Annotated in this window: 14 protein-coding genes; 8 read left to right on the top strand and 6 right to left on the bottom strand. The window is 48.4% G+C overall.

The window, feature by feature from the left end; translation table 11 throughout:
• Positions 1–33: 33 nt before the first annotated feature.
• The 4 genes from LLH06_RS19840 to LLH06_RS19825 all read right to left on the bottom strand — a co-directional run bounded on the left by LLH06_RS19840 (position 34) and on the right by LLH06_RS19825 (position 4,662).
• Entirely contained in the window at positions 34–441 is a 408-nt protein-coding gene (locus tag LLH06_RS19840) for a hypothetical protein (RefSeq protein WP_228171026.1), read from the bottom strand.
• A gap of 21 nt (positions 442–462) precedes the next feature.
• Complete coding sequence (locus LLH06_RS19835; RefSeq protein ID WP_228171025.1) at positions 463–2,025, bottom strand: M28 family metallopeptidase; 1,563 nt, start codon at positions 2,023–2,025, stop codon at positions 463–465.
• A gap of 160 nt (positions 2,026–2,185) precedes the next feature.
• Positions 2,186–2,875 carry a response regulator transcription factor gene (locus tag LLH06_RS19830; RefSeq protein WP_228171024.1) on the bottom strand — a complete coding sequence of 230 codons (690 nt, stop codon included), beginning with the start codon at positions 2,873–2,875 and terminating at the stop codon, positions 2,186–2,188.
• Entirely contained in the window at positions 2,872–4,662 is a 1,791-nt protein-coding gene (locus LLH06_RS19825; RefSeq protein WP_228171023.1) for a sensor histidine kinase, read from the bottom strand. The genes LLH06_RS19830 and LLH06_RS19825 overlap by 4 nt, the downstream gene beginning before the upstream one ends.
• Positions 4,663–4,799: 137 nt before the next feature.
• Here LLH06_RS19825 and LLH06_RS19820 point away from each other — a divergent pair, with 137 nt between their 5' ends.
• Positions 4,800–5,597 (top strand): T9SS type A sorting domain-containing protein, encoded by a 798-nt coding sequence (locus LLH06_RS19820; RefSeq protein ID WP_228171022.1) that lies wholly within the window; start codon positions 4,800–4,802, stop codon positions 5,595–5,597.
• 96 nt (positions 5,598–5,693) lie between these two features.
• Positions 5,694–6,125, top strand: a complete 432-nt coding sequence (locus tag LLH06_RS19815) for an endonuclease domain-containing protein (protein ID WP_228171021.1) — start codon at positions 5,694–5,696, stop codon at positions 6,123–6,125.
• 64 nt (positions 6,126–6,189) lie between these two features.
• Here the strand turns inward: LLH06_RS19815 and LLH06_RS19810 are convergent, their stop codons facing one another.
• Both LLH06_RS19810 and LLH06_RS19805 read right to left on the bottom strand, forming a co-directional pair.
• Positions 6,190–7,377, bottom strand: a complete 1,188-nt coding sequence (locus LLH06_RS19810) for a class I SAM-dependent rRNA methyltransferase (protein ID WP_228173319.1) — start codon at positions 7,375–7,377, stop codon at positions 6,190–6,192.
• Between the two features lie 137 nt (positions 7,378–7,514).
• Positions 7,515–8,075 carry a C40 family peptidase gene (locus LLH06_RS19805; RefSeq protein WP_228171020.1) on the bottom strand — a complete coding sequence of 187 codons (561 nt, stop codon included), beginning with the start codon at positions 8,073–8,075 and terminating at the stop codon, positions 7,515–7,517.
• Positions 8,076–8,350: 275 nt separating this feature from the next.
• On the opposite strand from LLH06_RS19805, the gene pdhA reads away from it, so the two are divergent.
• The 6 genes from pdhA (at position 8,351) to LLH06_RS19775 (ending at position 14,397) form a co-directional block, all read left to right on the top strand.
• Complete coding sequence (pdhA, locus tag LLH06_RS19800; RefSeq protein ID WP_228171019.1) at positions 8,351–9,349, top strand: pyruvate dehydrogenase (acetyl-transferring) E1 component subunit alpha; 999 nt, start codon at positions 8,351–8,353, stop codon at positions 9,347–9,349.
• Between the two features lie 44 nt (positions 9,350–9,393).
• Positions 9,394–11,067, top strand: a complete 1,674-nt coding sequence (locus LLH06_RS19795) for a pyruvate dehydrogenase complex dihydrolipoamide acetyltransferase (RefSeq protein ID WP_228171018.1) — start codon at positions 9,394–9,396, stop codon at positions 11,065–11,067.
• 85 nt (positions 11,068–11,152) lie between these two features.
• Positions 11,153–11,833 (top strand): hypothetical protein, encoded by a 681-nt coding sequence (locus LLH06_RS19790; protein WP_228171017.1) that lies wholly within the window; start codon positions 11,153–11,155, stop codon positions 11,831–11,833.
• Between the two features lie 96 nt (positions 11,834–11,929).
• Complete coding sequence (locus LLH06_RS19785) at positions 11,930–12,673, top strand: tyrosine-protein phosphatase (RefSeq protein ID WP_228171016.1); 744 nt, start codon at positions 11,930–11,932, stop codon at positions 12,671–12,673.
• 102 nt (positions 12,674–12,775) lie between these two features.
• A complete protein-coding gene (locus LLH06_RS19780) occupies positions 12,776–13,420 on the top strand; it encodes a (2Fe-2S)-binding protein (protein WP_228171015.1) in 645 nt (214 codons plus the stop codon).
• Positions 13,417–14,397, top strand: a complete 981-nt coding sequence (locus tag LLH06_RS19775) for an FAD binding domain-containing protein (protein WP_228171014.1) — start codon at positions 13,417–13,419, stop codon at positions 14,395–14,397. Before LLH06_RS19780 ends, LLH06_RS19775 begins: the two co-directional genes overlap by 4 nt.
• The last annotated feature ends 10 nt before the right edge of the window (positions 14,398–14,407 follow it).

The following is a 14,407-nucleotide window of genomic DNA, read 5'->3' as shown; positions in this document are numbered from 1 at the left end:
ATGATTGCGGCGGGTCATCGGTCCACACCTGTATTATCTATTTGATTCCTTTTTAGTTTGCTCAACCTGTAGGTCTATAAGCTCATTTAAACTCTTCAACCGATATTCATATACCTCCGCAGTATCAGCTGGGGAAAGCTGGCCGTAGATGTTAAAGAACTTATCCATGAAAATCCCCACTTTCGTCCGGGTCGCTTCAACACTCATTTCTTTCTTTACACCTTTTCTCATATAAAAGTCTGAACTGTCAAGCATGAGTTTGGCTGAGTCGACCATCGAGATCTTTTTGATGGTATCTACAGCTACAGTATCAGTAGAGAGGCTTTTTGTTTTATTGGCATTACAACCCATTGTAACAATAAGTGATAAAAGAATAGGCATTTTTTTCATGACACCAATATAAATAAAAAGCCCCGTAGAAAAAGATCTGCGGGACTTCATGATCAAAATTAAAACGATATCTTAGTTAGTACCGGCCTTTGGCGCTTCTTTGCGTGGAAGCATCTCGGCACGTTGAGCGGTGTGGTACACAAATGAGGCGATGATGGTGGCCGCTTGTTTCAGGTCATCCTCCACTAAGCGATCGTAGGTGTCCTGGTTGCTGTGGTGGGTACGGGTATTGTAGTCCATGCCATCTTGTATGAACTGGAAGCCCGGGATATTCACCGCATCGAACGACTGGTGATCGGTGCCTCCCGTATTGCTGATGGTCACTGTAGTAGCGCCAAGGTCTTTGAATGGCTCTAACCAGCTTTGGAAAATAGGACCAACAGCTGCATTGCCTTGCAGGTATACGCCACGTATCTTACCGGTACCGTTGTCTAAGTTATAATAGGCAGATACTTTGGCTCGCTCAGCTTTCGCCGCCGAATCGGGTTTGCCAAAGTGTGCGGCCACATAACCACGCGAACCGAACAGACCCTGCTCCTCTGAACTCCACAGCGCTACACGGATGGTGCGTTTTGGTTTAAAGCCAATGGCTTTCAGAATGCGCATGGCTTCCATCATCACGGCACTTCCCGCAGCGTTGTCGGTAGCGCCGGTAGCGGCATGCCATGAGTCAAAGTGCCCTCCGATCATCACCACCTGGTCCTTCAACTTTTTATCGGTGCCTGGTATTTCGGCCACTACGTTGTAGCCTTTCAGATCATCGGTAAAGAACTGGGTCTGAACATCCGCCTCCATTTGAACTTTTTGGCCGGCACGCAATAAACGTACGATGCGCAGGTAATCCTCGCCGCTGGTCTCCAGCTCAGGCAAGGCCATTTTTGCGGTATCGGCATATGATGCACCATTGGTGGTGAACACGGTACCATCGGTGCCGCGGCCCTGGCTCAGGATGAGCGCAACGTTCTCAGCTTGTAAAAAGTTGCTGATGGCATTGCGCTTGGCGGCAGCCCTTGCGCGGTTAGCCATAAAAGCGGCCATTTGTGGGTTGCCTGCATTACGCCTGCCGCCTGCAGGCGTAGACGTAGCTGCGGCCATCTTAGCCAGTTCATCATCAGTATAGCGCGAAAGATCTGGAGTTTTGCTGCGCACCAGTGCAGGGGCGTTGTTATCAACGATCACGATCTTGCCGGCCAGCTGACCTTTATATTTAGGCAGATCGGTAACGGTATCTACCTTCAATAGCATCACCTCGCCTTTAACGGGGCCTTTAGTACTACCGGTCCAGGCCTTCGGGATGGCGATGATCGCATGGTAATACGGGACCGTGATGGCCGCATAATTTTTGTTCACCTGCCAGCCTTTGCCAAATTTACCCCATGGCTCCAGTTTGCCGTTCGCTAAGCCATAACTTTTTAGTTGGTCAAGTGCCCAGTTCTGTGCCTTTTTCAAACCTGGTGAGCCAGACAAACGTGGGCCGGCAACATCGGTTAGGTAAAATGCGGTCTTCATCACCTGCGAGTGGTTAAGGCCCTCCTCGCGGATCTTTTGTACTGCCGTTGCATCAACGGATTCCTGGGCCATAGCCGTAAGGCCTATACCCGATGCAAGAAGCGTGAATAGTAATGGTTTCTTCATACTTTTTAGTGGTTGAATAGCTTTGTACAAACTTATTCAATTGCCGCAGATGGTCTTGTGAAAAAGCTGTTACACAATAGTATAGCAGGCCTTCCAAAAGCCAAACTTAAGCGCCAGCCAGTAAAAAAGTAAAAAGTATCGTTAGGGAAGAATGCTATACTTAATTGACCAGCAGTTTGTAGCCCCGCCCGTGTACGTTAATGATCTCGACACGGGGGTCGTCTTTTAAATACTTGCGGATCTTGCTTAAAAAAACGTCCATACTGCGGCCGTTAAAGTAATTGTCGTCGTTCCAGATATTGAGCAAAGCCTCCTCGCGGGTAAGTACCTGATTTTGGTGCAGGCAAAGCAAACGTAACAGGGCTGCCTCTTTGGTGGATAGTTTTTGGTTGCCCGAATCGGAGGTGATCAGTTGCGAGGTGAAATCAAAGTCGTATTTACCGATCTTAAAGCGGGTGGCCTTTTCTTCTTCCTTGGCGCCCGCGGCCGAACGCTTGAGCAGTGCGTTGATGCGTAACAGCAATTCTTCGATACGGAAAGGTTTGGTGATGTAGTCATCGCCGCCTAAGTTGAAGGCCTGGGTCTTGTCCTCGATCATGCCTTTGGCCGTGGCAAAGATGATGGGCACATGCTCGTTCATCTTACGTATCTCCTTACCCAGGGTAAAGCCGTCCTTTTTGGGCATCATCACATCGAGGATCAGTAGGTCGAACTCTTGCTGGGTGAACTCGCGCAAACCGGCCTCACCATCCTTACAAAGCACCACATCAAATTTTCCTTTCAATTGCAGGTAGTCCTGTAATAGGGTGCCCAGGTTCGGATCATCTTCAACAAGTAGTATTCTCTTCATGCAGCAACATTAAATTTGAGTTCGAACTCAGAGCCTTTCTCTTTTTCCGACCGCACGCTGATCATACCCTCCAGGCGTTTAACAATAGTATTCACATAGCTTAAGCCTAAGCCAAAGCCCTTTACATCATGCAGGTTACCGGTAGGTACCCGGTAGAACTGCTCAAATATCTTGGCCTGCTGATCGCGGCTCATGCCTATGCCCTTATCAGCCACGCGGATCACCAGTTGATTGCCCTTGTTGAGGGTAGTAATGGTGAGCTGGGGTTCATCGCGGCTGTATTTAATGGCATTATCTACCAGGTTAAAGATCACGTTCGAGAAGTGCAACTCATCGGCTTCGATCACGGCATCCTCAGCATCTAAATGCATCTCCACATGGGCATTGCTTTTTTGCAACCTTAACGACATGCTGCTCAATACATCCATGATCAGCTCGTTCACCTCTATCGGCTGTTTGTCCAGCTTAAAGTCGTTCTTTTCGATGCGGGCAATGTTCAGTACCCGCTCTATGTGGCTACCCAGGCGGGCGTTCTCTTCATAAATAATGTCGGCCAACCTGCCCACGCGCGCTTTATCCTCCATGATCTCCTTATCCTTCAAAGCCTCGCTGGCGATCATAATGGTAGATACCGGGGTCTTGAACTCGTGGGTCATGTTGTTAATGAAGTCGGTCTTCATTTCCGATATCTTCTTTTGACGCAGGATGGAGAACAGTGTGAACCCAAAACAGAATATCAGCACCAATAGTAACCCGCCGCTGATCGATAGCATATAGGTCATGGTGTTGATGATGTGCGCGTTCTTATCAGGGAAGCGGATCTTTAGTTGGCCGGGGTCGTTCACCACATCGGTAAAAATGGGCGAGCGGTAGGTGTCATCAGTGTTGAATACAGGAGCCTTGCCCGACTGGTCGTGCGCATTGGTATAAATGAGCGAGTCGTTGTTGGCGGTGGTCACCTCGTAATCAAATAGCATACTGATGCCTTTGTTGGCAAATTCATAGCGCAGCAACGAATCCAACCACAGCCGATCGATACGTTCCTTCAGCGGCTGGCCCACCTTTTTGTATTCGGCGGCAAGGCTTTCCATAACGGTGACCTCCGGGTGTTTCGACTGACCGATAGAATCATCCTTAAGTAATTGCCTGATCTGGGCAATGCGGCGTTCTTTAGCCTTACGGTTCTGCTCGCGCTGCCATAACGGGTTGATCTGCGGCACGGCCACGATCTGGCGCCCTAACTGAGGGTCGCTGTATTGATAATATGCGGTGTCGTATTTATGAAGCTTGCGGCTTTTTTTGATGGCGGTGATCTCTGGTGGTAACTGACGCTGGTAAACATAACCATTCTCGTCGGTCACCTCCACCACGCGCATGCGTACGTTCACCATATCTTCCTGTGGCTGGCCGTACAATTCATCGTCAAGGCGTGAGCGTACCAGTAAGCGCTGCAGGCTATCGCGCAGCAAGGAAATGCGGCGGTCGTGTTGTTGTTTTTCGCGGGCGGCCTCGGCCGTCGGGCCAAAAAGTTTTTCGGCCGTACTGCTGGAGGTGGTCACGGTGGTCTTGTTCACGCTTACGCTATCGACCCTGCTTTTCACAAAGCGGTTGGCGTCTTGCCTCTCCATCTTGGTGCGCACGGTGGTAAGCACATCGTTCACATCCCGGTCGAACAGTTCACTTTGTTGCTTGAACGATTGGCGAAGAAAAAAATATTGCATGGCCACCACCCCTAATAAGGCAAAACCCATCAGGCCCATGATCAAGGCTATACTTCTTTTTTTCATCGTTCAACAAAATTAACCGAATTAGCATGCGCTCAGGTCCATTTAACAAATTTTAACACATTTTTACTCATCAGGCTAAACAGCTGATAGCTAAATCTTTTACATTTACACTTTGTACACCTAAAAGCTTCGTTATCATGAAAAAGCGTTTCTTCGACCCCGGGTTCGAGTTCATCTTCTCGGTAGGTATCATGGCCGCACTGGCCATTCCACAATTGATCTTTGCACAAGATAAGAACGATAAGATAAGAGAGATCAACATCACGATCAAAGGGAATGACACTACCTTCAATGGTAAGAACTTAAAAGATATGTCGGCTCCGGAGAAACAACAGGCCCTGGCCGAGATCAGCAAGACCGTTAGGCCCAAAGGCCGCCTGATGCCTCATGGTTTAGGGCTTTCGGGCATAGCCGACAGCAGCCGTGTGCGTATGTATACTTTCACGACCGATTCGGCATGGGGCGGTAACCGGCCTAACCGTATGTCGTTTGATATGGATATGCGCCGCGAAGGCACTGACCGGGCCTTGTTCGATAGGCCGATAAGGGTACGCACCATCAGCCTGAGCAACAGCCAAAATTTTGATTATAGTCATTTTGATAAAAGCGGGATCAATACTCACATTCGCTACCGTGTTTCAGAGGCATTTCCTGATGTGATGAAGAAGATGACCGGCTCGGAAAAAAGCACACTTGACCTGCAAGACCTGCTGCTATCTCCACAGTTCTCGACCGGTAAGACCTCGATCAGCTTTACCCTGCCGGCCAAGAACGCCGAGGTAAGCTTCACTGATACCGATGGCAAAGTGATCTGGAAAGAAAAAGCGATGACCGCTACCTTTAGCAAGACCTTTAACCTTGGCACCAATGGCGTATACTACCTGGTAGTTAAACAGGGAAGTAACACGGCTATAAAAAGGGTGGTCAAGGAATAAGTAAGGATACAAGCAGATATATCGTTTTAGAGTCCCCTCCCTCGGGAGGGGTGCGCAGGGTTGCGCGATGGCGGGGAGGGGTTCGTTATCAGATATATGAAGAACAAGATTATTCCATACAACCCCAAACTTAAAGCCTTAGCCAAGGAACTACGCCAAAACATGACCTTAGGTGAGGTGCTAATTTGGAATGAACTCAAAGGTGACAAAATGCTTGGCTTTGACTTCGACCGTCAGCGATGTATAGATCGCTATATCGTCGATCTCTACTGCAAGCAATTAATGCTCGCGATAGAAATAGACGGACGGTCGCACGAAAATGCGGAAACTTACGAGAACGATGTCGTTAGGCAGCAAAGACTCGAAAGCTTTGGCATCACGTTCTTACGCTTTAGTGAGGCGGAGGTAAGGCACGACATGTTTAACGTGCTACGAACGATCGAAAGCACCATACTGCTCATGGTGAAGAACAACAATGATATCCAACTTCCAAAAGGGTTTGACAGAGAACTCCTGAAAAGACTATAATCTTAGTTGGCTATACCCCTCCCTGGCCCTCCCGGGGGAGGGAACCCTGATCAAATTTCTACTTCTAATAAACCCTGCACAAAAGCCCCTTCAAGTATTCTCCCTCGGGGAACGATGATCTGACCGGATGGTCTTCGGGTTGGCAGAACTGGTAGATGAACTGTACTTGTTTACCGGCGTCAAGTGCGGCCCATGCCAGTACCTGCTTAAAGTTCTCGAGGTCCATAGCGCCCGAGCAGGAGTAGGTGGCCAGCAGTCCACCTTTATTGAGCAGCAGCATAGCTATACGGTTAAGGTCTTTATAAGCACGTGAGGCGCGGTCAAGTGCCGACCGCGATGGTGCGTATTTAGGTGGGTCAAGTATGATCACATCAAAGGTCTGTCCGTCTTCTTTGAATTTACGCAGCTGCTTGTTCACGTCCGATTTGATGGCGGTATGCTTAGCAGCGTCCAGTCCGTTCAATTCGATATTCTTGCGTAAGGTCTCGATAGCCAGTTCGGAGCTATCCACACTGGTTACTGATGCGGCACCTTTTTTCAAACTGTTAAGCGTGAAGCCACCGGTATAGCAAAAGCAATCCAACACGCTTTTGCCAGCGGTATGGTCGGCGAGTATGCGGCGGTTATCGCGCTGATCGCAATAGAAACCTGACTTTTGGCCTTCGGCTATGTTAATGCCGTAAACCAAGCCATTCTCTTTAACCTCAACCAACTCAGGTGGCGCTGATCCGGCCAGCACTTCGTTAGCGGTCTCCAAGCCTTCGTGAGCACGTGAAGTGGCATCACTTTTATCGTAGATGCCTTTGGGCTGAAGCAAACGCTGTAATTCGTCAATGATCACCGGTAGGCTGTTCTGTATGCCCGAGGTAAGGATCTGTAAGGAGAGATGGTCGGCGTATTTGTCAACGATCAGTCCCGGCAGGTAATCGGCCTCGCTGAAGATCAGTCGGCAGGTATTAGTATCTCCATTTTGTAAAATGTCGGCACGGCTTTGCACCGCGATAGCTACCTTTTGCCTGAACCAGTCGGCGTTGATCTCCACACTTTCGTCCCATTCCAGCAAGCGCAGTGCCACGCGCGATGCATCGTTATAAAAGCCATAGGCCATGAACCGGCCCTGAGCGTCTACCGCACGTACCACGTCGCCATTGGCCGGCTTACCTTTAACCCGTTCGATAGCCCCTGAGAACACCCATGGATGGCGTTGTAATACTGCTTTTTCTTTCCCTTTTTTAAGGATCACCTCGATCATAGCCGCAAAGATACGCAAAGCGGCACTAATATGGTCGTAAGTGCTTCTATCGGGTATAGTAAGCAAAGAAATGTATGAGCAATAAAAAAGCCCCAGCTATTCAGCTGAGGCCCGGGGTATATCTTAGTTCGTACTAATTAGTGGCTTGTTGAAGTTTGGCCGGCATCTGCTAATAAGCGGCCGCCTTTGTAGTAATAACGGGTCCAATATGGATCGGCCAGGTAGCTTACCATAACGCCTTTACTGGTAGAGGCATGTGCGAATTTACCATTACCGATGTATACACCAACGTGGGTGATGGCACGACTGTGGATCTTGAAGAAGACCAGATCACCTTCTTTAAGGTCTTCCTTACCAACAGGGTTCACCATGCTGAATATATTACGGCTGTTGTTGCCGATCGCCGTGTTAAATACCTTAGTATATAACTGATAAGCAAAACCCGAGCAATCGATACCTCTTTTGGTATCACCACCCAAGCGGTAAGGCGTTCCTACCCAGTCATAAACGAATTGGAAAAGCTTCACGTTAGAGGTAGCTGATAACGCCACGCCCATGATCTGCGAGAAGTAATCTTTTGCTAAGCTTTTATCTTCTTCTGTCTCGGTTTGCGCCGATTGTTCTGGAACACTTTTTGTTTGCGCAGATGACGCTAAAACACTCAAAATTAGGGCAATAGCAAGGGACAATTTCTTCATTTAATCAACAGTTCTTTAAACAGATCAGGTTACTTGTTTATTAAAATGGACACTGGTGTCTATTGTTAGATACAAAGCTAAAGGATCTTTGCATATATCCAAATGTCGAAAACAATTTTTTTTAAAATTAATTTTTATACGTTGCCGATTAAATTTAGGTTGCATAAACGGCGCGCAAGATAAATTAATTTGAAGAAAAGGGTAGGGCGATCTGTTTTTTTCGTGGATATAGTATAGATTTGCGCATCTCAAAACAGAAATCGATCGTAAAGGAAATGAGTTCAGTTGCAATAACTAAAGACACTTACCTGATGTGGTACGAACTGATGCTGCTCATGCGCAGGTTCGAAGAAAAAACAGGCCAGCTATACGGACAGCAAAAGATCAGAGGCTTTTGCCACTTATATATAGGACAAGAGGCCGTTCTGGCCGGTGCCGTTTCGGCCTTACGTCATGAGGACAGCATGATCACCACTTACCGCGATCACGCACACGCTTTAGCTAAAGGTACCTCACCGGGCGCTATCATGGCCGAGATGTACGGTAAAGCTACCGGTATATCTAAAGGTAAAGGTGGCTCGATGCACATGTTCGATAAAGAGAACCATTTTTACGGCGGTCACGGTATCGTTGGTGGCCAGATCCCACTGGGTGCCGGTATCGCATTTGCCGAAAAATTTAAAGGTACCGATAACCTGAACGTTTGTTACATGGGTGATGGTGCCGTTCGTCAAGGTGCCCTGGGCGAGACCTTTAACATGGCCGCTTTGTGGAAATTGCCTGTGATCTTCGTTTGCGAGAACAACGGTTACGCCATGGGTACCTCAGTGGCCCGTAGTACCGCCGATATCGATATCTATAAATTAGGTCTGCCTTACGGTATACCTTCATCAGCTGTTGATGGTATGGATCCGGTGGCTGTACACAACGCTATGGACGAGGCCGCTCAACGTGCCCGTGCCGGTGAAGGACCTACCTTCCTGGAAATGCGTACCTACCGTTTCAAAGGTCACTCCATGTCTGACCCTCAAAAATACCGCACCAAAGAAGAGGTTGAAAGCTACAAAGCCAAAGATCCTATCGAGATCGTAAAACAAGAGATCGAAAAGAACGGTTATGCTGACGAGAAATGGTTCGAGGAGATAGCTGCCAAGATCAAAGGACAGGTAGACGAGGCAGTTAAATTTGCCGAAGAGTCACCATGGCCTGAGGCTTCTGAGCTTTACACTGATGTGTACGTTCAGTCTGACTATCCATACATCCGCGAGTCGTAGTCTCTATTTATAATATTATCTGATCCAAACTATCATCATTATATATGGCTGAAGTAGTTAAAATGCCCAAAATGAGCGATACCATGACCGAAGGTGTGATCGCTAAATGGCATAAAAAAGTTGGCGACAAAGTTAAGTCGGGCGATCTGTTAGCCGAGGTCGAGACCGATAAGGCCACCATGGACTTCGAATCGTACCAGGAAGGCACACTGCTTTATATTGGTGTTGAAGAAGGTAGCGCCGTACCGGTCGATGCTGTTATAGCAGTGATCGGTAACGAGGGCGAAGATTATAAGCCGTTGTTAGAAGGCGGTTCAGGCGAGGCTAAAGAGGCCAAACCAGCTGCTGATAAAAAGGCTGACGCTCCTAAAGAGGAGAAACCAAAAGAAGAAAAGACCGAAGAGGCTGTGGATACCTCGAACATCAAAGCTGCGGTGATCCGTATGCCTTTGTTGAGTGATACCATGACCGAGGGTACCATCAATAAATGGAACTTCAAGGTTGGTGATAAAGTTAAAGCTGATGATTCATTAGCTGATGTGGATACCGACAAAGCTACCATGGAAGTGGTAGGTTACGAAGAAGGTACTCTGCTTTACATCGGTGTTGAAGAAGGTGGCACCGCTAAGGTGAACGACATCATTGCCATTGTTGGTGAAGAAGGAACCGATATACAGCCATTGTTGAAAAGCGGTGGTAGTGCACCTGCTGCCAAAAGCGAAGAAAAGAGCGAAGCTAAAGAAGAAAAAGCTGAAGAAGCTGCTCCTGCTGCGTCATCAGCTAATGCTGATGATAGCCGCGTAAAAGCATCTCCGCTTGCCCGCAAGATCGCTAAAGATAAAGGCATCAACCTTAACGAAGTTAAAGGTAGTGCCGAAGGCGGCCGTATCACCAAAAAGGATATCGAAGGCTTTACCCCTTCTACCAAAGAAGTATCACAAAAAGCTGCTGCCGAAGAGGCCGCTATTAGCGCTAACGCTAAAGAAGGTGCCGCTAAAGCTGGCCCGACCATTACCCTGGCACCATTCGTAGGTGAAGAGAAATTCACTGAGAAACCGGTTACCCAAATGCGTAAGGTGATCGCTAAGCGTTTGTCTGAAAGCTTATTCACTGCTCCTCACTTCTTCGTTACCGTTTCTATCGATATGGATTCGGCCATCGTTGCCCGCAACAAGATGAACGAGGTAGCTCCTGTGAAGATATCTTTCAACGACCTGGTAGTCAAAGCTTGTGCTGTTGCCTTAAAACAACACCCGGCCATCAACTCATCGTGGTTAGGTGATAAGATCCGCTTCAACGAGCACGTGAACATCGGTATCGCCGTAGCGGTAGACGAAGGTCTGCTGGTACCGGTAGTACGTTTTGCAGATGGTAAATCATTAAGCCGCATCAGCGCCGAAGTGAAAGAATTTGCCAAGAAAGCAAAAGATAAAAAACTGCAGCCATCTGATTGGGAAGGTTCAACATTCACCATATCTAACTTAGGTATGTTCGGTGTGGAAGACTTTACCGCCATCATTAACACTCCTGACTCATGTATCCTGGCCGTTGCCGGTATACAGCAGGTGCCTGTTGTGAAGAATGGTGCAGTGGTACCAGGTAACGTAATGAAAGTGACCTTGAGCGCCGATCACCGTACGGTGGATGGTGCAACAGCCGCTGCGTTCCTGAACACCGTAAAATCATTACTGGAAGAACCGGTAAGGTTATTGATATAATACAGAACACTCTTTTTATAGAGAAGCCCTTTGGTGAAAGCCAAAGGGCTTTTTGCTCTTTAAGCGAAATTTTACGGATACCATAATGAGACCACTGTTCACCCTTTTACTGATCGCCTTTTGCCAGTGCATGGTGTGGGCGCAGGCCAAAGAGCCTACGTTAATACGGTTGTTGGACAGAGACAATCATTGTGCTTTTGAGGGCACCACGGTTACCCTCGACACCGCGCACTACGCCGAGAGCCGTAACGTATCATACAGTTACAGCTACATGTATCCTAAGAATTTTAAGGAGATATGGCCGAAGGAAGAAGTGGTAAGCGAGGTTCGTAAAAAGACAGACGCTTATATAGATACCGTTACCTATCAACAAGTGGATGACGAGGCATCCTTTAAGATCTATGCTGGCCGGGTGATCCCGTTCCCGGTCGAGAAGAGCCGGATGCTAAAAGTGGCCGACATCTTAACCGTAGATAAGGCAGTTAGCGACCACATCAAAGCTATCAGGGCCGGTAGCGACAAAGAACTGGGCAAGGTCAGCATCACCTCTTTCTGCAAAGGCGTAAAGGGCTACCGCTACACGATCTGCGTTAAAGGCTCACGTGGCGATACTGAATACATTTATAAGGTGATCGTGGCCGAGATGCCCGGGTCTGACGAATTGATCTTTTCCCACTTCCTGTACCGATATAAAGCCACTCTTAAAAGCAAGTATGAACCTATCGGGATCACATTGGCCAACTCGTTCAAAGCTGATCAGGGCTAATGGCTATTGGTCCAGCAGCTTTTATAAACAATTTTGCCGATCATTCGTAACTTTGCCTGACCGGTAATTATATCCCGTTCTATTCCACACTTACCTATGTTCGGACTGTTCAAAAAGAAATCCACTTCAGCGACCACGCCTTTGGCAGATTATGGTTTTGTATCGGTAGACCTGCACTCTCACGTGCTCCCCGGTATCGATGATGGCGCGCAAACCGTTGAAGATTCGGCCGTGCTGATCCGTGAGATGATGGATATGGGGATCAAAAAGATCATTGCCACCCCGCACGTCATGGCCGACTATTATCGGAATAATGCGCAAACCATCAATGCAGCGTTGGCTACCTTGCGCCAGCATTTGACCAGTGAGGGCATAGATGTAGAGATCGAAGCTGCTGCCGAGCATTACTTTGATGAGTTCTTTATGAACCTGATCGATACTGATGCCCTTATGCTGATCAACAATAAATATGTATTGTTCGAGATGTCGTTCGCGAGTAAGCCACACAACGTGTTGCCCACAGTAAATAAACTTACCGAGAAAGAGCTTATACCGATCATGGCTCACCCCGAGCGTTATCCATACTTCACCGTACAAGAGGCTGAGCAGTTACGTAGCTGGGGTTGCCGTATGCAGATCAATACCATCAGCCTGACCGGCTATTATGGTAAGGGGGTTAAAGAAAGTGCAGAGGCATTCATCGATGCCGGACTGGTGGATTTCATTTCGAGCGATATGCACCATCCACGTCATGCTGAGGCCTTACGCAATGCGCTCAAAATGCCTTATCTCGCCAAATTGAGAGATAGTGGTGCGTTGCAGAATTCAAGCCTGCTGTAGTTTTCACATATAGCCTCCCCTATTTGGGATCAGTATAAATAGCTAATTACCTCACACTATTTTCGATAGTTTAGGTAGCTTGCTATATAACAGATCTAACTTATGGAAGACCTTGCTAAAGGGGCGGGATCGGGAGAAAGCGATCAGCCCAAGGAAAGATCCCGACGTGATTTCCTGAAGACCTCCTCCCTGCTTACCGCTGTGGCCTTAACACCCGGCGTGGCCATCAAAGCGGCCGAGAATCATCTTGACGAAAAAGTGGCCGCCGTGTTTGAAAAGATGCCGTTGAGCCTTACCGTTAATGATAAGCTTCATAAATTATCCATCGAACCACGTGTTACCCTGCTTGACCTGTTGCGTGAGCAACTGCATTTAACAGGTACCAAAAAGGGCTGCGACCTTGGGCAATGCGGTGCCTGTACCGTACATGTTGACGGGCATCGTGTCAACTCGTGCCTTACCCTGGCCATGACCACCGATGGTAAAAAGGTGACCACTATTGAAGGGTTGGCCAAAGGCGAAGAACTGCACCCTATGCAGGAAGCCTTTATCAAGCACGATGGTTTTCAATGCGGCTATTGTACGCCTGGGCAGATCATGTCGGCTGTGGCTTGCATACGCGAGGGCCATGCGAACAGCGAGGGCGAGATACGCGAGTTTATGAGCGGTAATATTTGCCGTTGCGGTGCTTATCCGAATATCGTGAACGCCATTATGGAGGTCAAGAACGGAGGGCAGCAGGTATGAAGCAGTTCCAATACATTCGCCCTTCCAGCCAGCAAAGCGTGATCGATGCCGTCAGTAAGTCCGGCGCTAAAGTGATCGCAGGTGGCAGTAACCTGGTGGACCTGATGAAGAATGGTGTGATGGCACCCGATAAACTGGTCGATATTCAGAAACTTCCTCTCAAAGGCATCAATACTTATAAAGGTGGATTGACCATCGGCTCTATGGCGCTCAACAGTCAGGTGGCCGAGAATGACCAGGTCAAAAAACATTTCCCGCTATTATCGATGGCGCTGAATGCCGGTGCATCGGCCCAGATCCGTAACATGGCTACCGTTGGCGGCAATATGATGCAACGCACCCGTTGTTCATATTTTTATGATACGGCCATGCCTTGCAACAAACGCAACCCCGGCAGTGGCTGTGGTGCTATTGGTGGCATCAACCGTATGCATGCCATATTTGGGGCCAGCGATAAATGTATAGCCGTACACCCAAGTGACATGTGCGTGGCATTAGCTGCGTTAGATGCTGTTGTGGTGGTGCAGGGCCGTAAAGGCAAACGCGAGATACCTTTCACACAATTTCACCGCCTGCCAGGCGATCATCCTGAATTGGATAACACGTTGGCCAAGGATGAACTGATCACTGAGGTACATTTGCCTGATAACCGGTTTGCCAAGAACAGCTACTATTTAAAATTACGCGATCGCGCTTCGTATGCGTTCGCATTGATTTCGGTAGCGGCTGCATTGGAGATGGACGGCAACGTGATCAAGGATGTACGCTTAGCCATGGGCGGAGTGGCTCACAAACCCTGGCGGCATACCGCTGCCGAGCAAATGCTGAAAGGCAAGCCTGCTACCGTGGCCAACTTTGAAAAGGCCGCAGCCGTGGCCATGCAGGGTGCCAAAGCATACGAGTATAACGATTTTAAACTGCAAATGGCACCGGCCGCTATCGTTGAAGCGCTGAGCCACGCCGCAGGGCTTATCTGATCCATTGCCT

Origin of the sequence: Mucilaginibacter daejeonensis, assembly GCF_020783335.1 — a bacterium.
GTDB lineage: Bacteria > Bacteroidota > Bacteroidia > Sphingobacteriales > Sphingobacteriaceae > Mucilaginibacter > Mucilaginibacter daejeonensis.
The sequence above is the reverse complement of the archived record's forward strand: the minus strand, read 5'-3'. Positions and strand labels throughout refer to the sequence as shown.

What these genes read in the sequence shown, in the direction of transcription:
- LLH06_RS19840 (WP_228171026.1), bottom strand. Translation starts at nt 441, where the DNA reads ATGAAGTCCCGCAGATCTTTTTCTACGGGGCTTTTTATTTATATTGGT.
- LLH06_RS19835 (WP_228171025.1), bottom strand. Translation starts at nt 2,025, where the DNA reads ATGAAGAAACCATTACTATTCACGCTTCTTGCATCGGGTATAGGCCTT.
- LLH06_RS19830 (WP_228171024.1), bottom strand. Translation starts at nt 2,875, where the DNA reads ATGAAGAGAATACTACTTGTTGAAGATGATCCGAACCTGGGCACCCTA.
- LLH06_RS19825 (WP_228171023.1), bottom strand. Translation starts at nt 4,662, where the DNA reads ATGAAAAAAAGAAGTATAGCCTTGATCATGGGCCTGATGGGTTTTGCC.
- LLH06_RS19820 (WP_228171022.1), top strand. Translation starts at nt 4,800, where the DNA reads ATGAAAAAGCGTTTCTTCGACCCCGGGTTCGAGTTCATCTTCTCGGTA.
- LLH06_RS19815 (WP_228171021.1), top strand. Translation starts at nt 5,694, where the DNA reads ATGAAGAACAAGATTATTCCATACAACCCCAAACTTAAAGCCTTAGCC.
- LLH06_RS19810 (WP_228173319.1), bottom strand. Translation starts at nt 7,377, where the DNA reads ATGATCGAGGTGATCCTTAAAAAAGGGAAAGAAAAAGCAGTATTACAA.
- LLH06_RS19805 (WP_228171020.1), bottom strand. Translation starts at nt 8,075, where the DNA reads ATGAAGAAATTGTCCCTTGCTATTGCCCTAATTTTGAGTGTTTTAGCG.
- pdhA (WP_228171019.1), top strand. Translation starts at nt 8,351, where the DNA reads ATGAGTTCAGTTGCAATAACTAAAGACACTTACCTGATGTGGTACGAA.
- LLH06_RS19795 (WP_228171018.1), top strand. Translation starts at nt 9,394, where the DNA reads ATGGCTGAAGTAGTTAAAATGCCCAAAATGAGCGATACCATGACCGAA.
- LLH06_RS19790 (WP_228171017.1), top strand. Translation starts at nt 11,153, where the DNA reads ATGAGACCACTGTTCACCCTTTTACTGATCGCCTTTTGCCAGTGCATG.
- LLH06_RS19785 (WP_228171016.1), top strand. Translation starts at nt 11,930, where the DNA reads ATGTTCGGACTGTTCAAAAAGAAATCCACTTCAGCGACCACGCCTTTG.
- LLH06_RS19780 (WP_228171015.1), top strand. Translation starts at nt 12,776, where the DNA reads ATGGAAGACCTTGCTAAAGGGGCGGGATCGGGAGAAAGCGATCAGCCC.
- LLH06_RS19775 (WP_228171014.1), top strand. Translation starts at nt 13,417, where the DNA reads ATGAAGCAGTTCCAATACATTCGCCCTTCCAGCCAGCAAAGCGTGATC.